The organism is Celeribacter ethanolicus, assembly GCF_002407265.1.
Lineage (GTDB): Bacteria > Pseudomonadota > Alphaproteobacteria > Rhodobacterales > Rhodobacteraceae > Celeribacter > Celeribacter ethanolicus.
The window spans coordinates 3,911,980-3,927,921 of the sequence record NZ_CP022196.1; the positions used below are offsets into that span (position 1 = coordinate 3,911,980).

At 62.6% G+C, this 15,942-nt stretch carries 19 protein-coding genes and 2 tRNA genes; 12 read left to right on the plus strand and 9 right to left on the minus strand.

Features of this window, described 5'->3' with window-relative positions; translation table 11 throughout:
• Nucleotides 1–21: 21 nt before the first annotated feature.
• Together CEW89_RS19310 and parE are read right to left on the minus strand one after the other, a co-directional pair.
• On the minus strand, nucleotides 22–522 hold the full coding sequence (locus CEW89_RS19310; RefSeq protein WP_096807004.1) for a hypothetical protein: 501 nt from the start codon (nucleotides 520–522) through the stop codon (nucleotides 22–24).
• A 38-nt stretch (nucleotides 523–560) separates the two neighbouring features.
• On the minus strand, nucleotides 561–2,516 hold the full coding sequence (parE, locus tag CEW89_RS19315) for a DNA topoisomerase IV subunit B (RefSeq protein WP_096807005.1): 1,956 nt from the start codon (nucleotides 2,514–2,516) through the stop codon (nucleotides 561–563).
• 184 nt (nucleotides 2,517–2,700) lie between these two features.
• Here parE and ppk2 point away from each other — a divergent pair, with 184 nt between their 5' ends.
• The gene (gene ppk2, locus CEW89_RS19320; protein WP_244906107.1) at nucleotides 2,701–3,723 is read left to right on the plus strand and encodes a polyphosphate kinase 2; all 1,023 of its coding nucleotides are present in this window, start codon (nucleotides 2,701–2,703) and stop codon (nucleotides 3,721–3,723) included.
• Between the two features lie 45 nt (nucleotides 3,724–3,768).
• Here ppk2 and CEW89_RS19325 read toward each other — a convergent pair whose 3' ends face one another.
• Nucleotides 3,769–4,413, minus strand: a complete 645-nt coding sequence (locus CEW89_RS19325) for a pyridoxamine 5'-phosphate oxidase family protein (protein ID WP_096807006.1) — start codon at nucleotides 4,411–4,413, stop codon at nucleotides 3,769–3,771.
• Nucleotides 4,414–4,525: 112 nt separating this feature from the next.
• Between CEW89_RS19325 and CEW89_RS19330 the strand changes: the two genes are divergently transcribed.
• Nucleotides 4,526–4,915: a winged helix-turn-helix transcriptional regulator gene (locus CEW89_RS19330; RefSeq protein ID WP_066705734.1), complete on the plus strand. Its 390-nt coding sequence runs from the start codon at nucleotides 4,526–4,528 to the stop codon at nucleotides 4,913–4,915.
• 11 nt (nucleotides 4,916–4,926) lie between these two features.
• Here the strand turns inward: CEW89_RS19330 and CEW89_RS19335 are convergent, their stop codons facing one another.
• Complete coding sequence (locus CEW89_RS19335) at nucleotides 4,927–5,883, minus strand: isopenicillin N synthase family dioxygenase (RefSeq protein ID WP_096807007.1); 957 nt, start codon at nucleotides 5,881–5,883, stop codon at nucleotides 4,927–4,929.
• A 179-nt stretch (nucleotides 5,884–6,062) separates the two neighbouring features.
• Here CEW89_RS19335 and CEW89_RS19340 point away from each other — a divergent pair, with 179 nt between their 5' ends.
• Nucleotides 6,063–6,527 (plus strand): GNAT family N-acetyltransferase, encoded by a 465-nt coding sequence (locus tag CEW89_RS19340; RefSeq protein ID WP_157779928.1) that lies wholly within the window; start codon nucleotides 6,063–6,065, stop codon nucleotides 6,525–6,527.
• 10 nt (nucleotides 6,528–6,537) lie between these two features.
• Here CEW89_RS19340 and CEW89_RS19345 read toward each other — a convergent pair whose 3' ends face one another.
• Together CEW89_RS19345 and CEW89_RS19350 are read right to left on the minus strand one after the other, a co-directional pair.
• On the minus strand, nucleotides 6,538–7,041 hold the full coding sequence (locus tag CEW89_RS19345; RefSeq protein ID WP_066705729.1) for an HD domain-containing protein: 504 nt from the start codon (nucleotides 7,039–7,041) through the stop codon (nucleotides 6,538–6,540).
• On the minus strand, nucleotides 7,034–7,453 hold the full coding sequence (locus CEW89_RS19350; protein ID WP_198403461.1) for a DUF983 domain-containing protein: 420 nt from the start codon (nucleotides 7,451–7,453) through the stop codon (nucleotides 7,034–7,036). Before CEW89_RS19350 ends, CEW89_RS19345 begins: the two co-directional genes overlap by 8 nt.
• Before the next feature lie 304 nt (nucleotides 7,454–7,757).
• Here CEW89_RS19350 and CEW89_RS19355 point away from each other — a divergent pair, with 304 nt between their 5' ends.
• From CEW89_RS19355 to CEW89_RS19370, 4 genes are all read left to right on the plus strand, one after another.
• Complete coding sequence (locus CEW89_RS19355; protein ID WP_198403462.1) at nucleotides 7,758–8,669, plus strand: EF-hand domain-containing protein; 912 nt, start codon at nucleotides 7,758–7,760, stop codon at nucleotides 8,667–8,669.
• 89 nt (nucleotides 8,670–8,758) lie between these two features.
• Nucleotides 8,759–9,349 (plus strand): RNA polymerase sigma factor, encoded by a 591-nt coding sequence (locus CEW89_RS19360; protein WP_096807309.1) that lies wholly within the window; start codon nucleotides 8,759–8,761, stop codon nucleotides 9,347–9,349.
• Complete coding sequence (locus CEW89_RS19365) at nucleotides 9,336–9,770, plus strand: hypothetical protein (protein WP_096807010.1); 435 nt, start codon at nucleotides 9,336–9,338, stop codon at nucleotides 9,768–9,770. The genes CEW89_RS19360 and CEW89_RS19365 overlap by 14 nt, the downstream gene beginning before the upstream one ends.
• A 3-nt stretch (nucleotides 9,771–9,773) precedes the next feature.
• Nucleotides 9,774–10,316: a periplasmic heavy metal sensor gene (locus tag CEW89_RS19370; protein WP_066705721.1), complete on the plus strand. Its 543-nt coding sequence runs from the start codon at nucleotides 9,774–9,776 to the stop codon at nucleotides 10,314–10,316.
• Between the two features lie 38 nt (nucleotides 10,317–10,354).
• Here CEW89_RS19370 and CEW89_RS19375 read toward each other — a convergent pair whose 3' ends face one another.
• Both CEW89_RS19375 and CEW89_RS19380 read right to left on the minus strand, forming a co-directional pair.
• A complete protein-coding gene (locus tag CEW89_RS19375; RefSeq protein ID WP_096807011.1) occupies nucleotides 10,355–10,855 on the minus strand; it encodes a hypothetical protein in 501 nt (166 codons plus the stop codon).
• A gap of 98 nt (nucleotides 10,856–10,953) precedes the next feature.
• Nucleotides 10,954–12,333: a diguanylate cyclase gene (locus tag CEW89_RS19380; RefSeq protein ID WP_198403463.1), complete on the minus strand. Its 1,380-nt coding sequence runs from the start codon at nucleotides 12,331–12,333 to the stop codon at nucleotides 10,954–10,956.
• Between the two features lie 142 nt (nucleotides 12,334–12,475).
• Between CEW89_RS19380 and CEW89_RS19385 the strand changes: the two genes are divergently transcribed.
• The 5 genes from CEW89_RS19385 (at nucleotide 12,476) to CEW89_RS19405 (ending at nucleotide 15,461) form a co-directional block, all read left to right on the plus strand.
• Nucleotides 12,476–12,754, plus strand: coding sequence for a DUF3572 domain-containing protein (locus CEW89_RS19385; RefSeq protein ID WP_096807013.1), 279 nt, complete (start codon nucleotides 12,476–12,478; stop codon nucleotides 12,752–12,754).
• A gap of 9 nt (nucleotides 12,755–12,763) precedes the next feature.
• The gene (locus tag CEW89_RS19390; RefSeq protein WP_096807014.1) at nucleotides 12,764–13,471 is read left to right on the plus strand and encodes an HAD family hydrolase; all 708 of its coding nucleotides are present in this window, start codon (nucleotides 12,764–12,766) and stop codon (nucleotides 13,469–13,471) included.
• 130 nt (nucleotides 13,472–13,601) lie between these two features.
• Nucleotides 13,602–14,201, plus strand: coding sequence for a heme NO-binding domain-containing protein (locus CEW89_RS19395; RefSeq protein ID WP_096807310.1), 600 nt, complete (start codon nucleotides 13,602–13,604; stop codon nucleotides 14,199–14,201).
• A 5-nt stretch (nucleotides 14,202–14,206) separates the two neighbouring features.
• Complete coding sequence (locus CEW89_RS19400; RefSeq protein ID WP_244906108.1) at nucleotides 14,207–15,229, plus strand: GGDEF domain-containing protein; 1,023 nt, start codon at nucleotides 14,207–14,209, stop codon at nucleotides 15,227–15,229.
• A gap of 157 nt (nucleotides 15,230–15,386) precedes the next feature.
• Nucleotides 15,387–15,461, plus strand: a tRNA-Glu gene (locus tag CEW89_RS19405).
• 377 nt (nucleotides 15,462–15,838) lie between these two features.
• On the opposite strand, the gene CEW89_RS19410 is transcribed toward CEW89_RS19405, so the two are convergent.
• A tRNA-Glu gene (locus tag CEW89_RS19410) sits at nucleotides 15,839–15,913 on the minus strand.
• Nucleotides 15,914–15,942 lie beyond the last annotated feature (29 nt).

Here is a 15,942-nt window from a genome sequence, read left to right on the forward strand (position 1 = left end):
CCACGGGCAGGACGCTTGGAGTTATCGTTTGAACGCTAGATATTGAGAAAAGATGGCGTATGCTTTGTCTTGTTCGTGCTTAAATATCTCGTTTAGTAGGGCATGTTTCTGTGAAACATGAGATTGGTATTCTTCTTGGGGGCCTTCTATCCGAGTGTGCGCCATCGTCTCTTCGTGGTATCGAACTTTTATAAGGCGATCACGAAAATCCCAGATATAGTCGGACACTTCTTTTCCAAAAAGAAATTTTGATGTGTGCCAAGCTGTCCCTAATTCCGAAAAGTGAACTTGCTTTCCGTCTGGGGCGCTAGCTCCTCCATCTCTGATAACAAGTGCAATCGCGTCAGATACCTTCTCGAAGACAGTCATTCGGCGATCAAACATCTTTTCGCGAAAGGTGTCTTTGCTAACCCGCCATTGCTGATAGGCAATATATGCCACAAAGAGGGCAATAATCGTTGGGCCAATTGCTTTGAAGTATTCAGTCCAATGCAATGAAGTTTCTAAAACTTCTTTCTCCATCCATCCCCCTTCTCGAAAGTAAAACTTTTGAGAACTCCCTACACATCCAATTCCTCAACAAACCGCGCGTTTTCCTGAATGTACTGGAACCGCAGCTCGGGCTTTTTCCCCATCAGACGCTCCACCAGATCGGCGGTTTCGCCGGGTTCGTCTTCGTCGATCGTCACCCGGATGAGCTTGCGCGTGGCCGGGTCCATTGTGGTTTCTTTCAGATCCTTGGCGTCCATTTCGCCAAGACCTTTGAAGCGTGAGACGTCGATTTTGCCTTTGCCGCCAAGGCCTTTGTCGAGCCATTCATCGCGCTCCGCCTCGTCGAGGCAGTAGACGCGTTTCGCGCCTTGGGTCAGGCGGTAGAGCGGCGGGCAGGCGAGGTAGAGGTGGCCTTGGTCGATGAGGGGGCGCATCTGGGTGTAGAAGAAGGTCATCAAGAGGGACGCGATATGGGCGCCGTCGACGTCGGCGTCGGTCATGATGATGACGCGTTCATAGCGCAGGTCGTCGACGTTGAAGCGCGTGCCCATGCCAACGCCCAAGGCCTCGCAGAGATCGGAGATTTCCTGGTTCGAGGTGAGCTTGTTCGAGGCCGCGCCCAAGACGTTGAGGATTTTACCTTTGAGCGGCAACAAAGCCTGCGTTTCGCGTTTGCGGGCACCTTTGGCGGAACCGCCGGCGCTGTCGCCCTCGACGATGAACAGCTCGGTGTTCGAGCGGTCTTTCGAGGTACAGTCGGTGAGCTTGCCAGGCAGGCGGAGTTTCTTGGTCGCGGATTTGCGCTGGGTCTCTTTTTCCTGACGGCGGCGCATGCGTTCTTCGGCGCGGAGCACAAGGAAATCGAGGATCGCACCGGCGGATTTGGTGTCGGCGGCGAGCCAGTTGTCGAAGTGATCGCGGACGGAGTTCTCGACCAGACGCGCGGCCTCGGTGGTGGCGAGGCGGTCCTTGGTCTGGCCGACGAATTCGGGGTCGGCGATGAAACAGGAGACAAGGGCACAGCCGCCGGTCAGGAGATCGTCGCGGGTGATGTCCTTGGCCTTCTTGTTGCCGACCAGTTCGCCGTAAGCGCGCACGCCCTTGAGCACGGCGGCCCAGAAGCCCGCCTCATGGGTGCCGCCCTCGGGGGTCGGCACGGTGTTACAGTAGGACTGGATGAACCCGTCGCGCGACGGGGTCCAGTTGATCGCCCATTCGACCTTGCCGGGGACGCCGAAGCGGGGGCCGAATTCGACCACGCCAGCGAAGGGCCGCTCGGAATAGGTGGTCACGGCGCCCAGCGTCTCAGACAGGTAATCGGCGAGGCCGCCGGGGAAATGGAAGGTGGCCTCAGTGGGCGTTTCGCCATCGTCGATCTCGCTCTTCCAGCGAATTTCGACGCCGGAGAAGAGATAGGCCTTGGACCGGGCGAGCGTGAAGAGGCGTTTGGGCTTGAACCGGTGCGAGCCGAAAATCTCGGCATCGGCGTGGAATTTCACCGAGGTGCCACGCCGGTTCGGGGCCGCGCCGATTTTCTCGACCGGACCCTGCGGAATGCCACGGGAGAAGCGCTGTTCGAACAGCTCCTTGTTCTTGGCGACCTGCACGATCATCAGATCGGAGAGCGCGTTCACCACGGAGGAGCCGACGCCGTGCAGACCGCCGGAGGTCTGATAGGCCTTGCCGGAGAATTTGCCGCCGGCGTGGAGCGTGCAGAGGATGACCTCGAGCGCGGATTTGCCGGGGAATTTCGGGTGCGGATCGACCGGGATGCCGCGACCGTTGTCGGTGATCGTCACCGAGTAATCCGCATGGAGCGTCATCTCGATGCGGTTGGCGTGACCGGCGACGGCCTCGTCCATCGAATTGTCGAGAATCTCGGCCACAAGGTGATGCAGCGCGCGCTCGTCGGTGCCGCCGATATACATGCCCGGACGTTTTCGGACGGGTTCCAGCCCTTCGAGCACCTCGATGGAGGAAGCGTCATAGGCGGGCTCGGCCCCTGCGAGGAGATCGTCGGACATGGTGATTGCTCGATTCTTATGATGGCGAATTTGGTCAAGGATTAGACCATCGGGGCGCAAAAGGCGCAAGCGCTTGCGGGGGAAAGGTCGAAAACCTTGCCTCAGATCAAGGAAAAGCAAAGGATTTTCGTGTAACAGGGAGATGACAAGCGCACAGTTTGCCGAACAATGGAGATATGCCCGCATGACGACGCCCATGACGCCCGCCACCGAAACCCCTGTGTCCGTCGAGAACCCGACCGGGACCGTGAACGGAACCGTCAATGGCACGTCTGCTGCGCCGCAGGCAAGCGGGGCGGATGATGCGGTCGTGCATGGCGGGCCGAAGCAATTCCCGACGGTGACGCCGGACAAGATCCGCGCCGCCTTCGAGACCGGCAAATACCCGTATCGCAAGAAGATGTCGCGGCTGGAATACGAGCGCACCAAGGTGGCGCTTCAGGCGGAATTGCTCAAGGCGCAGCTTTGGGCGCAGCAGACCGGCGAGAAATATGTGTTGTTGTTTGAGGGGCGCGATGCGGCGGGCAAGGGCGGCACGATCAAGCGGTTCATGGAGCATATGAACCCGCGGCATGCGCGTGTCGTGGCGCTCAACAAACCGACGGAGACCGAAAAGGGCCAGTGGTTCTTCCAACGCTATGTCGAACACCTGCCGACCAGCGGAGAATTCGTGCTCTATGACCGCTCGTGGTACAACCGCGCGGGGGTCGAGCGGGTGATGGGGTTCTGCACGCCGAACGAATATCTCGAATTCATGCGCCAGACGCCGGAATTCGAACGCATGCTGACGCGTTCGGGGATCAAGCTTTACAAATACTGGTTCTCGGTGACCCAGGCCGAACAGCAGCGCCGGTTTAAATCGCGCGAAACCGATCCGCTCAAGCAATGGAAACTGTCGCCGATCGACAAGGCCTCTCTCGACAAATGGGACGATTACACCGAGGCGAAAGAGGCGATGTTCTTTTACACGGACACGGCGGATGCGCCATGGATCATCGTGAAATCGAACGACAAGAAACGCGCCCGGATCGAATGCATGAAGCACTTCCTGATGACCCTCGATTACCCGGATAAGGACGAAGACCTGATCGGCGAGCCGGATCCGCTGATCGTGGGGCAGGCGGGGCATGTGGTGCATAAGAGCGAACATATTCTTGCCTCCGCACTGCACCCGGATGCGCGGCGCGGCAGGAACGGGAAAGTGTAAACGGAGCCGCCCCTCTTACGTTTCTTGGGCTTAGGTCTGCCCGGCTTACGTTTCCCAGAGATCGTCTCCGCAGCCCTCCCAATTCGGGAAGCGGCTGCGGATGCCTTCGATCTCGCGTTCCAGTTCGTCAATCCTGCGGTCTTTTTCGGCCAGCGCGGCGGCCACATCCTCGGCTTCGAAGCGCTGGGGGATATGCTGCGGGCAATTCACGTCCCAGGCTTCGACCTCGATCAGAAAGGCTCTCTCGGCCCGGCCTCGCATGGCGTCAGGCATCAGGCGGGCGACCAGATCGGGGTCGTCCTCGACCATGCGCGCCCGGCCCCAGATCTTGACCCGGCGCCTGTGGGCATAGTCAATCAGGAACAGCTCCACCCTGTCGTTTTCGGACAGGTTGCCGAGGGAAATATACTGACCGTTGCCGCGCAGATCGGCCATGCCGATGCTGCGCGAATCCAGCACTTTCAGAAAGCCCGGCGGACCGCCGCGATGCTGGACATAGGGCTGGCCTTCGGCGCTGGCCGTTGCGAGGAAGACGCTACGCTGGGCGGAGATGAACGCTTCGAGGTCCGGGGAGATGTCGATGGGCCATTGGGCCCGTGCATATTGTGGACGGGAGCCAAGCCTGTCTTGTGCCGCCTGAACGGCGAGGGAAAAGGCAAGGCCGTCGGGGGAGCGGTCGAAATCGGACATGTGTATTCCTCGGATTTTGCGCGGCGCGCGGAGCGGCTGACACATGTATCGGATTTCGGTATATCATCGGCAAGAATGCACTATTTATATACTCAGTATCAAAGAGGATACCATGGAGGACCGGAACACCGGCGCGCCGGGACGGGCGCAGCGTTTCACCAGCTACAGCCATTCGAAGAATTGTGCGGTCGAAAGCGCGCTCGAGGTGATCGGCGGCAAGTGGAAGGGCGTCATCCTGTTCCATCTGCTGAGCGGAGAGATGCGGTTCAGCGAAATCAGGCGCGCGGTGGGCGCGATTACGCAACGCACGTTGACGAAGCAACTGCGGGAGTTGGAGGCGGACGGCGTGTTGACGCGCACCGTCTATCCGGTGGTGCCACCCAAGGTGGAATACCGGTTGACGGAGAAGGGCGAGGCGCTAACACCGATCCTGACGGGGCTGCGCGCTTGGGGGCTTCGGTATACGCTGTCGGAAACGGATGCGACCGGGGAGGAGGCGTAAGCCTCTTTGTCTTAGCCGTTGGCGGCGGCGAATTTGCTCATCAGATAAGGCCCGGAGGTGACTGCCTCGGAGGCGGGGCCGGAGAGCGGTTTGACCTCGGCGTGCCAGTTCGGCTGATGGAAATAGGCAATCGACATGCGCGTCTTGGTGGCCCAGTCCGGCGGCGTGACGACGCGGTGCAGGGTCGAGGTCCAGCGGCCACCCGTCCAGAGCGCCATGAGATCGCCGATGTTGATCACGAAGGCGCCGTCGACGGGCGGGATGCCTTTCCAGTTCCCTTCCGGCGTCAGGATTTCCAGACCGCGCGAGCCGGGTTCGGGCAGGAGGATCGTCAGCGAGCCATAGTCCGTGTGGGCGCCGGCGCGGAGCTGATTTTCTTCGGGGGTCTTGTCTTGCGCGGGGTAATTGAGCGCCCGCATGCCGGAGATCGGCGTGGTGATATAGGGTGCGAAATGATCGGCGGGCAGCTTCAGTGCGACGGCGAAGACCTCCATGATCCGGGCCGCCAAGGCCTCCATTTCCGCATAATAGCTGCGCCATGCGTCTTTGAAGCCCGGCAGGTCCGGGAAGGGTGTCGGGGCGTAGCAAAAGGCGAGCGCATCGGGGTCGGTCTCGCCGGGCGGGATGGCAGCGGGGCCGCCGTTGAAACTTTCCTTCAGGTCCGGGGGCGTGTCCTCACCGCGGGATTTCGCCAGAGCCTCGGTGCCGGGGCCGAGATAGCCATAGGGACCGCCCGGAGTGGGGGCGACCTTGTGTTTCGCCTCAGGCGATTGCGCGAAAAACGCACGGGCGTGGGACCAGAGCGCCGCGATCACATCCGTGGGCACACCGTGGCCGGTGACGGCGAGAAAGCCGGTTTCGCGACAGATGCGATCCACCTCGGCACCGATGGCCGCGCGGCCCTCTGGCCCCGCGGCGGCAAAGGCGGCGAGGTCGAGCAGGGGAAAGTCGGGGGTGGTGTCGGTCATGGTGCGGGCTTTCTGTTGTGCTGTGCCGATAGAACGGGCGCGCGGGGCTTCTGTCAATTTCTGCCGTGACGCGCGGCGGTGCACAGGGCCGTTGCAGGGCCATTGCAACGCGGGCAGGCTCTATCTCTGAGCAGATCTGGCCCCATGACAGGGCGCGGGCGATGTGGATGAGTGGTGCGATGAGTGAAACGATGCCCCCGATGCTGCGCCCGGCCGTGCCCGAAGATGTGGCGGCGATCACCGATCTGGTGGTGACGGCCTTTGCACAATATACGCCGCTGATCGGCAAGCCGCCGGCGCCCGCGCTTTATGATTATGCGGAGATCGTGGCGCGGGGGCGGGTGACGGTTGCGGTCCGGGGCGCGGCGGTTTTGGGGGTGGTCTTCATCTATCCCGAGGAAGACGGGGCGATGATGCTCGATGTGCTGGCGGTGTCGGAGACGGCGCGGGGGCAGGGGCTTGCGCGGCGTTTGATTGAAGCGGCGGAGGCGCAGGCGGGCGATGAGGGCGCGGCCCTTATGCGGGTCTATACCAATGAGGTGATGGCCGGGCCGCAGGCGCTTTATCCCAAGCTTGGATATCACGAGACCCATCGCGGCGAGAGCGATGGATATCAGCGCATTCATTATGAAAAGGCGCTCTGAGCGGGCGGGCTCAGGCCGGGAAGCTGTGCCAGGCTCCGTCGCGGAAGACCAGTCGCTCCGGCGTCGCGGAGGGGGCCCCGAGCGTGTCGAGGACGTGCCGGTATTTTGCGTCAAAAGCCCGGGCGCGTTCCGGATCTGTCTCCGCCAAGAGATGCGCCTTGCCGAGATTGTGCGCGGCGTCGGCGATTTTGACCTGGACCGCATCGGGATTGCGCATCAGGCGTGGCAGGTAATCGCGAAGATAGTCCTCGCCGTCGCGTTTGGTCATGGCGCCGACCGCGGCGCGGACCTTTGGGCCGAACCGGGCGTCGATCTCGTCCAGTGTGGCACCGGTGTCCTCGACACAGTCATGCAGCCATGCGGTGCAACGGATGACCGCAGAGCAGGACGAGACGCGATTCGCGACGTCTTCGAGATGGTGCCGATAGGCGATGCCGAGCTTGTCCGTCTGACCGTCGTGGCGCGCGAGGGCATAGGATTTTGCCGCTCGCGGATCGGGCGTGCCGTCACGCATCTTCGTCACCAAATCCGTGCATGCGTTTCGCCCATTGGAAGGCGACGATCATCCCCTTGAGGCGCGGCAGGAGATAGAGCGAGAGCGCGACCGTGCCGGTGGCGAAGATCGCGACCAGCACCAGAGGATCGGGACGGAAGGCGACGAAGACCCAGCCGAGAAGCGGCGCCATCAGGTGGCCGACGATCAGGATGGTGAGATAGGCCGGCCCGTCATCGGCGCGGTGATGCGACAGGTCTTCGCCACAGACCGGGCATTCGTCACGCACGGTCAGGTAGCCCTTCATCATCGGCCCTCCGCCGCAACAGGGGCAACGGCGTTTCCAGCCGCGTGTCAACGCGGGGCGCAATTCGCGCTCGCAATCGGAGGGGGAGGTCTGTGCGGCCATGTAGCCGTGAGAAAGATCAGTCATCTGGTGCGCGCCTTCATGTGCGGTTCGGGCGAAGTCTAAAGGATAGCACAATCGAACGTGCCGCGCGGATTGTCCTTGCGGCGCGATGTCGCGCGCGGGGCCCGTCGCGCTCTCCTCCACGGGCAGGCTGACATGTTTTCGGCGGCAAAGCTACCGTTCACGACGCCGTGATGCGGGTTTGATGCGGGTTTTCGCCGGAGGAGGCGACGGAAACCGGGAGATGGCGCGTTTGTATTCCTGAAAGCGCGGTTTGAAGGGGAGTTCGACACGACCGCGCAAGGGTAGCCTTGAGAGGATGAAAGACATGAAACGTAAAAGCATTGTTTCCGCCGTTGCAGTGATCGCTGTTCTGGGCGGCACCACCGTGGCGATGGCTGCGGGCATGGGGCAAAAGGACCGGATGGCGCGCATGGGATGCGCGACCGGTCAGATGGGTGGTCAGATGAACGGTCAGCGGGGCTTTGGTCCCTTCGGTCCGGATTTCGATTTCACGACGGTCGATGCCGATGAAGACGGCAAGATCACCCAGGAGGAAATCGACGCCTTCCGCGCGGCGCAATTCGCCACGGTTGACAGCAACGGTGACGGTACCGTCGACGCGGATGAGCTTTATGCCCGACAGGAAGCTCGGCGTGCCGAACAGATGAAGGCGCGCGCGACGGCGATGCTTGAGGCTCGCGACGCCGACGGCGACGGCGTGTTGAGCGCCGAGGAAATGCAGGGACCCGGGGCGGGCACGATTTTTGACCGTCTCGACCGCGACAATGACGGGGCGCTGAGCGAAGAAGAACTGTCGATGATGACCCGCTGGATGCAGGGCCGCCAAGGTGGTCAGATGCAGGGCAAACAGGGCCGCATGGGCGGTCAGATGAGGGGCCAGATGCAGCAAGGCCATATGGGCATGATGGGCCATCCGGGCATGGGCTACGGTCCGATGAACGGTCAGGGCTATGGTGCGATGCAGGGCCAGCCGGGGATGGGCTATGGCCCGATGTATGGCCAAGGTTCCGGCCAGGGCTACGGTCCGATGAACGGTCAGGGTTATGGTCCGATGCAGGGGCAGCCGGGAATGGGCTACGGCCAGGGCTATGGCCCGATGTATGGTCAGCCCGGCATGGGCTACGGTCAGGGATACGGCCCGATGAACGGCCAGGGCTACGGCCCTATGTATGGCCAGCAAGCCCCGGTGGATGCACCTGAGGCCGACGGCAACTGAGCCGTCACGTGAGCGGATCGGGGGCGGGTGCGTCCCCGATCGAGCGCGCGATGGACCTGCCGCGACGTATGCGCTACGCAGAACCGGTGATGACCATGCCCTTCGACGCCCTCAATGATGTTTCCGACGAAGCCCTGCTCGTTGCCTTCGGCAATGGCGACAGGGCGGCGGCGCGCGCGTTGACCCTTCGGCTGACGCCACGGGTTGTGGGCTATGCCGCCCGGCTTCTGAAGGATCGCGAAGAGGCGGAGGATGTGGCGCAGGACGCCATGTTGCGGCTTTGGAAGATCGCGCCGGAGTGGCGGCAGGGCGAGGCGCAGGTGACGACATGGCTCTATCGGGTCGTGACCAACCTGTGCACCGACCGGCTGCGCAAGCGGCGCAGCAAGGGGCTCGACGAGATCGCCGAGCCGGAAGACGGACGGCCTTCGCAGGATGCGGTGCTGATGCAGCGTCAGAGGGTCGATGCGTTGCAGGCCGCGCTGGATCAGTTGCCAGACCGGCAACGTGAAGCGGTGGTGTTGAGACATATCGAGGGATTGGGCAATCCGGAGATTGCCGAGGTTCTGGAGATCAGTGTCGAGGCGGTCGAAAGTCTGACCGCGCGCGGCAAGAGGGCGCTGGCGGCGGCTTTGGCGTTGCAACGCGAGATATTGGGGTTCGAAAATGACGGATCGTGACGACAAACGGACGGTTGAGTTTCCGGAACGGGAGCTGGAGGCGCTTTTTGCCGACATGCGGCACGAGACCGTGCTGCCGTCTGGCGGGCTGATGGAACGCGTCCTCGCCGATGCCGAGGCGGAGATCATGGCACGCGAGGCCGCCGAGGCGGCACGGCTTGCGGCGCTGCGTGCCCCTGCGAAACAGCGTCACCCGCTGATGGCGGCCATGGTGGCGGCGCTGGGCGGCTGGCGTGCGGTGGCCGGGCTTGCGACGGCAGGTGTCGCGGGGCTTGCGATCGGGCTTGGAGCCCCGTCTGCGGTGACCGTTCTTGCGACAGGATCCTATGTATCCGGCACGGAAGCCTATGACACGGCGACGAGCGAATACGGGATCGACGCGCTGCTCCCGAGCTTTTACGAACTGGCGGCGGAAGGATAAGCGATGACGGATGAACAAAACCCCAGCACGGCGCCGGGCAAGGGCGTGCACTGGAGCCGCATCGTGCTTGTGCTGTCCCTGGCGCTGAATGTCGCGATCCTCGGGATCGTCGGCGGTGCGGTGTTGCGCTGGAATGCGGGCATGGACCGGGCGCGGACCTTGCAGGCGCGCGATTTCGGCTTTGGGCCTTTTGTCGGGGCGCTTGAGACCGAGGACCGGCGGGCGCTGGGGCGTGAATTTGCGCGCAGCGCGGGCGATCCGAGAGCCGCGCGGGCCAAGGTGGGCGCGATGTTCGGCGCGATGATCACGGCGCTCAAGGCGGACGATTTCGACGCGGCCGGGTTCGAGACGCTGCTCTCCGAACAGCAAAAGGAATTTGCTCGCGGCCAACAGATCGGCGCCCGCCTCGTGGCGCAGCAGATCGCGGAGATGAGCGCGCAGGAACGTCAGGCCTATGCCGAACGGCTCGAGGAGATGCTGCGTAACCCGCCGCACCGACCGCATGAACAGGGCGCGCGCGGGCCGGGAAATAGTCCGGGCCGCTGAGAATGGAAAAAGCGCCCTGAGGGGCGCTTTTGCACGTCTCAGTCGCGGGGCCGGGGCAGCATCCAGTCGGTACAGCTCACTTCGCTGAGCGTTTGGAGCGTCGTCTCCTCGCCCTCGGCAATGGCGGTGTAGATATTGCGCGGGCCGAAAATCTCCAGATACCAATCGGACAGGGCGTCGGCGCTCTCGGAAGAGCCGAGAGAGAGGGTTTGACCCGGAGACGTGCCGGGGCCGCGATAATAAAATTCGGGATGGCTGGCCTGCAGCGAGGGGGATTCTTCGTAGACGCAAAGGCTCTCGAAGGGCATTCCGGCGAGGGTGAGGCCCCCCACGATCTTCCAGCAACTCAGACTGTCATATCCGAGGTTGTCGCCGGGGGTGATTTGTCCGTTGTCCGACAGGTTGCGCAGGATGGCGAGAGAGTTTGGTGCGCGCTCACAGGTCAACTCCTCAAGGATCATGCGCTCCAGCGGCGAAAAGGCGAAGCTGGCCGCCGGGCAGAGCGTGAGAAGGAGAAGGCCGGTCAGGCGTTGCATCATGTCGGGTCCAGACGTGACAAGAGGGCTTTGCGAGCATGTGCAGATCATGCTGGCAGAGCGGACGTGTCATGGCAAGATCAGGTGGATGTGCGCCGTCGTCAGGCGGCGTAAGAACCCAGCGTGACCTGGTTGCGGCCTTCGGCCTTGGCGGCGTAAAGCGCGCGGTCGGCGATGGCCAGAAGCGTGTCGATATCGGGTGTCGCGGCGCCCTGATCGCCCCCCATGGCGAGGCCGATGGAGACGGAAACGCTGATCGGGGTCGTGTCGGGGGCGATTGCAGCCGGACGGGCACAAATCCCGGCACGCAGCCGTTCGGCGACGGCGCGGGCCTCCATCAGAGAGGTCATCGGCATGCAGATCAGGAATTCCTCACCGCCGAAGCGCGACACCAGATCCATGCCGCGGAGATTGTCCGCGAGCCGTCTGGCCACTTCGATCAGAACCGCGTCGCCCGTGGCATGGCCCCAGGTGTCGTTGACGGATTTGAACCGGTCGATGTCGATCAGCATGAGGGCGAAATGCTGGCCGGTTGCGCGGGCTTCGCGAGCGATCTTGTCGAGATGGGGCAGGGCATAATGCCGGTTGTAAAGCCCGGTGAGCTTGTCGCGGGTGGCGAGGCGGAGCCCCTCGTCGAGGGTGAGTTTGAGCAGGTCGGTTTCCTTCTTGCGCCGCATCTGGCTGCGCAGGCGCAGGGCCATTTCTTCGGGGTCGGCACCGCGGGCGATCAGATCGTTGGCCCCGAGATCGAGCGCCATCAGCGCCTCGCGCCGGTCTTGCCCCCCATGCACGACGACGATCCCGGCGCCACGGGTGGCTTCGCGGGCGCGCAGATCGGAGATCAGTCGCAGCCCGTCGCCTCCGGCGCGGGTGGAGATCACGTAGAGATCGGCAATCTCGCCATGATAGATGGTTTCGAGCAGGTGATCGGCGCGTTCGATGGCAATCTCGTCATGCACCATGCCCTTGAGCCCGGCGCGCCAGCTCATCGCCTCCTCGGTGGTCGCTCCGATCAGAGCGATCTTTCCGGGAGTCTCGTACTGGCTTTGCGCTTCGGAAAACCCCAGCGCGCGGGCGGTCTCGTTGCGGCGGCGCAGCTCTTCGGAGGTGGCGGAGGCGCGCATCAGGGCGCGAACCCGCGCGGTGAGGGTCAATTCGTCAAGCGGTTTCGACAGCACCTCGTCGGCACCGACCTTGAGCGCCGCGATCTTGGCTTCGGGGTTTTGCGCGGGGGTGAGGATGGCGACGGGAATATGCGCGGTCAGCGGGTCGGCTTTGAGCCGGGCGCAGGTCTCGAAGCCCGACATGTCGCCGAGATCGACATCGAGGAGAATGAGGTTGGGCCGCTCTGCGCGCGCCTGTGCGAGCGTCGCCGTGCCGGTTGTGGCCTGGGAGACGTCGTAGAAGGCGGACGCGAGCTTGACCTTGAGGATGATCCTGTTGGTCGGCACGTTGTCAGCGATCAGAATTCTGCCCGCCATCGGGGTTCCTTTTTGGCTGCGGCTTTGGGGGAGAGCGCCATGCCGCATTTGATTTTTGTTGTGGTTCTGGTGTTGCGTCTGGTTAATAATTTCGGTCACAAAGGTTAAGAAAGTGTTTCCAACCCTTTGGAGTTATCCCCAGATGCAGCAGGAATCCGCCGAGGTCATCGGCCTGAAAGTTCTGGCCTGGCTGGCCTCGGAAGAAGAGATTTTTCCGGTGTTTCTGGGCTCTAGCGGCATTTCTGCGGGCGAGTTGATGGCCCGGGCCGGAGAGGTCGAGATCCTCACGGCGGTTCTCGATTTCGTGACCATGGACGACGATTGGGTCAATGCCTGTGCGGCGGCCACGGGGCTTGATCCGTATGAGCCGATGCGCGCGCGTCAGGCCCTGCCGGGTGGGGCGCAGATCAACTGGACCTGAGGCCGGGGTATGCGCGAAATCGGGAGCGAGATTGGGGCGGTGCTGTTCGACAAGGACGGCACGTTGATGGATTTTCAGGAGAGCTGGGGGCCTTGGGCGGCCTCGGTGATCGCGCGGATCTGCGGTGCGGATGCGGGGCTGAGCGCTGCCGTGGCCGAGGCGTTGGGATTCGACCGCGGGGTGCAGAGGTTTCACCCGGACAGCGCCGTGATCGCGGGCACGCCGCAGGAGGTTCTGGACCTGCTCAGCCCGTTTTTCCCCGAAGCCGCGCCGGATCGACTCCTGTCCTGGCTGGAGCCGGACCCGGCGGCCTTCGTCCCGGCCCCGGTGGCGGGGCTGGCCACGACCTGTGCGGCATTGCGGGCGCGCGGACTGGCGCTTGGCGTCGTAACCAACGATTTCGAGGCGGCGGGGCACGATCATCTGCGCAGGATGGGCGTGGCGGAGTTTTTCGGCACGGTGGTGGGCTATGACAGCGGGTTCGGCGGCAAACCGGAGCCGGGCCCGTGCCTTGGTGCGGCAGATCGGCTGGGCGTGAGCGCCGGGGCCTGTGTCATGGTGGGCGACAGTCTGCACGATCTGGAGGCGGCGGCGCGGGCCGGGATGATCCCGGTGGCGGTGCTGACCGGTGTGGCGGGTGCGGCGGCGCTTGCGCCCTATGCGGAGGTGGTTCTGGGCAGTGTCGCGGACCTGCCGGAGTGGTTGTCCGGGCGGTAGAATTTCGCAAAAAGTACCAGAAATCGGATTAATTTTAGGAAGATGGCGGACACTGTTTCGGCAGTATTGGTAATTTCTTAAGGGACAGGTCGTAACACTCCCACAAGTGGTACTGGGAGACATGGCCGTCATGCATGGGATGATCAATCGCGCGATTCAGTGCTTCATGCGCGATACATACGGGGGGGCGACCTGGCAGGCGGTGGCGGAAAGCGCCGATCTCGGATTTGACAATTTCGAGGCCATGCTGAGCTATCCCGACCAGTTGACGATCGACGTGTTGGGGCGGGCGGCACGCCAGTTGCACAAGCCTGTCGAAACCTTTCTCGAGGATCTCGGAACCTATCTCGTGTCGCATCCGAATGTCGAAGCGATCCGCCGGTTGTTGCGCTTCGGCGGTGAGAATTTCACGGAATTCCTGTTCTCGCTCAACGATCTGGAAGGGCGGGCGAAACTGGCCCTGCCGGATCTCGAGATGCCGACCTTGCGGGTCGAGGACAATGGCGACGGCACGTTCCGGCTCAGTTGCCTCAGTTCGATGCCGGGGTTCGGCTATGCGATGGTGGGGGTGATGCGGGCGATGGCGGACGATTACGGTGCGCTGGTGTTCCTCGAACATCAGGGCTGGATGGATTCTGGCGAAGAGATCATCACCATCAACCTGCTGGAGGCCGCCTATGCCGAGGGCCGGGCCTTTGAACTGTCCGAGCGGATCGGGGGTGAACCTTGAGAGAGATGAGATTCGATCCAGCTTCTTTGGTCGCCTTCATGCCGATGAGCCTGATGTATGACGATGCCGGCGTGATCCGTTATGTCGCGCCGACGCTGGCGAAGCTGCGCGATCCGGCGTGCCTGATCGGAGCGCAGATCGCCGATGTGTTTTCCGTGCGCGACAACGGACGGGGCAGCGGCGCGGGGCCGATCCCGCTGGGGACGAAGCTCTATCTGAATTTTCTCACGGGGATTTCCACGCCGCTCAAGGGCATGGCGGCGGAGATCCCGGGCACCGGGCTGAACCTGTTGAACCTGTCCTTCGGAATTTCGATCGTCGATGCGGTGGCGGATTACCGGCTGACCTCGGGGGATTTCGCCCATACCGATCTTGCGATCGAGATGCTCTATCTGGTGGAGGCGAAGTCGGCCGTCCTCGAGGAAACGAAACAGCTCAACGCCCGTCTGCAAGGCGCCAAGGTCGCCGCCGAGGAACAGGCCTATACCGATACGCTCACCGGGCTGAAGAACCGCCGGGCGATGGATCATGTGATGGAGCGGATGCTGCGCTCGAGTGTGCCGTTTGCGATCATGCATCTCGATCTCGATTACTTCAAATCGGTCAATGACACGCTGGGCCATGCGGCGGGGGACACGGTATTGCAGCGGGTGGCGAAGATTCTGCTCGAAGAGACCCGGGGTGACGACATGGTCGCGCGCGTGGGCGGGGATGAATTCATCCTGATCTTCAACAAGTTCATGGAGCACGACGGGCTTATGCGCACGGCGGAACGCATCATCACGCGGCTCGAGGAGCCGATCCCCTATCAGGATGAGCTGTGCCGGATTTCCGGCTCCGTGGGCGTCACGACGACCGAGTTCTATGAGACGCCCAATGCCGATGTGATGATTCACGATGCGGATCTGGCGCTCTACAGTTCTAAATATGAGGGCCGTGCGCAGGCAACCATGTTCGATCCCAAGGTTCACAAGGGTCATGTGAGCGACCATGTCAATGACCCCGTCGAGCATCGGGTGAGGGGCTGACCGCTCAATCTGCACGCGGTTTGCAGACCATCCGGGGCCTGTCTGCGCGTGGTTTGCGCGGGACATGTGGGATGGCTGCTCAGGAAATGCAGGTTTCGCACATTTTCCTCTTGCGCCCCTCGCGCGCATCTCATAAACACCCGCTCACGCCAAGCGCGGTCCGTTCGTCTATCGGTTAGGACGCCAGGTTTTCAACCTGGAAAGAGGGGTTCGATTCCCCTACGGACTGCCACTTTCCCCACTCAAATTTCTATCTTACGGCCGCCACGGTCGCAGTCCGCTGTTGCGTCATCCATTATCTCCATGTCCGAGCTGCCACTTGGGGCATCGCAGAGAATTGACGGGCACTGTGCGCCAAAACCGCTCCGCCAAGATGCATGACCTTTTGCGCCGGAATGCACTGAGAATGTCGAAGTCTGCAGGACAGTCGCCCCGGCTTACTTCAAAGCACATGCCACTCCGCGAAGAGCGGGGTGCGCATCCGCCGATGCAACGCGGTAGACAATCCGGCCCTGCCACACAGGTCATGGTTCTCCGCAGGCCACTCATGGCTCAAAGCACAACAGAGGCGTTTGGACAGGCTGGAAACAGGCATATATCGGGGGGAAGTGGCAGTCCGTAGGGGAATCGAACCCCTCTTTCCAGGTTGAAAACCTGGCGTCCTAACCGATAGACGAACGGACCGCGCTTGGCGTGAGCGGGTGTTTATGAGA

Bases quoted from the DNA above. Each gene is read 5' to 3' on its own strand.
- CEW89_RS19310 (WP_096807004.1), bottom strand. From the start codon at position 522: ATGGAGAAAGAAGTTTTAGAAACTTCATTGCATTGGACTGAATACTTC.
- parE (WP_096807005.1), bottom strand. From the start codon at position 2,516: ATGTCCGACGATCTCCTCGCAGGGGCCGAGCCCGCCTATGACGCTTCC.
- ppk2 (WP_244906107.1), top strand. From the start codon at position 2,701: ATGACGACGCCCATGACGCCCGCCACCGAAACCCCTGTGTCCGTCGAG.
- CEW89_RS19325 (WP_096807006.1), bottom strand. From the start codon at position 4,413: ATGTCCGATTTCGACCGCTCCCCCGACGGCCTTGCCTTTTCCCTCGCC.
- CEW89_RS19330 (WP_066705734.1), top strand. From the start codon at position 4,526: ATGGAGGACCGGAACACCGGCGCGCCGGGACGGGCGCAGCGTTTCACC.
- CEW89_RS19335 (WP_096807007.1), bottom strand. From the start codon at position 5,883: ATGACCGACACCACCCCCGACTTTCCCCTGCTCGACCTCGCCGCCTTT.
- CEW89_RS19340 (WP_157779928.1), top strand. From the start codon at position 6,063: ATGAGTGAAACGATGCCCCCGATGCTGCGCCCGGCCGTGCCCGAAGAT.
- CEW89_RS19345 (WP_066705729.1), bottom strand. From the start codon at position 7,041: ATGCGTGACGGCACGCCCGATCCGCGAGCGGCAAAATCCTATGCCCTC.
- CEW89_RS19350 (WP_198403461.1), bottom strand. From the start codon at position 7,453: ATGACTGATCTTTCTCACGGCTACATGGCCGCACAGACCTCCCCCTCC.
- CEW89_RS19355 (WP_198403462.1), top strand. From the start codon at position 7,758: ATGAAACGTAAAAGCATTGTTTCCGCCGTTGCAGTGATCGCTGTTCTG.
- CEW89_RS19360 (WP_096807309.1), top strand. From the start codon at position 8,759: ATGACCATGCCCTTCGACGCCCTCAATGATGTTTCCGACGAAGCCCTG.
- CEW89_RS19365 (WP_096807010.1), top strand. From the start codon at position 9,336: ATGACGGATCGTGACGACAAACGGACGGTTGAGTTTCCGGAACGGGAG.
- CEW89_RS19370 (WP_066705721.1), top strand. From the start codon at position 9,774: ATGACGGATGAACAAAACCCCAGCACGGCGCCGGGCAAGGGCGTGCAC.
- CEW89_RS19375 (WP_096807011.1), bottom strand. From the start codon at position 10,855: ATGATGCAACGCCTGACCGGCCTTCTCCTTCTCACGCTCTGCCCGGCG.
- CEW89_RS19380 (WP_198403463.1), bottom strand. From the start codon at position 12,333: ATGGCGGGCAGAATTCTGATCGCTGACAACGTGCCGACCAACAGGATC.
- CEW89_RS19385 (WP_096807013.1), top strand. From the start codon at position 12,476: ATGCAGCAGGAATCCGCCGAGGTCATCGGCCTGAAAGTTCTGGCCTGG.
- CEW89_RS19390 (WP_096807014.1), top strand. From the start codon at position 12,764: ATGCGCGAAATCGGGAGCGAGATTGGGGCGGTGCTGTTCGACAAGGAC.
- CEW89_RS19395 (WP_096807310.1), top strand. From the start codon at position 13,602: ATGCATGGGATGATCAATCGCGCGATTCAGTGCTTCATGCGCGATACA.
- CEW89_RS19400 (WP_244906108.1), top strand. From the start codon at position 14,207: ATGAGATTCGATCCAGCTTCTTTGGTCGCCTTCATGCCGATGAGCCTG.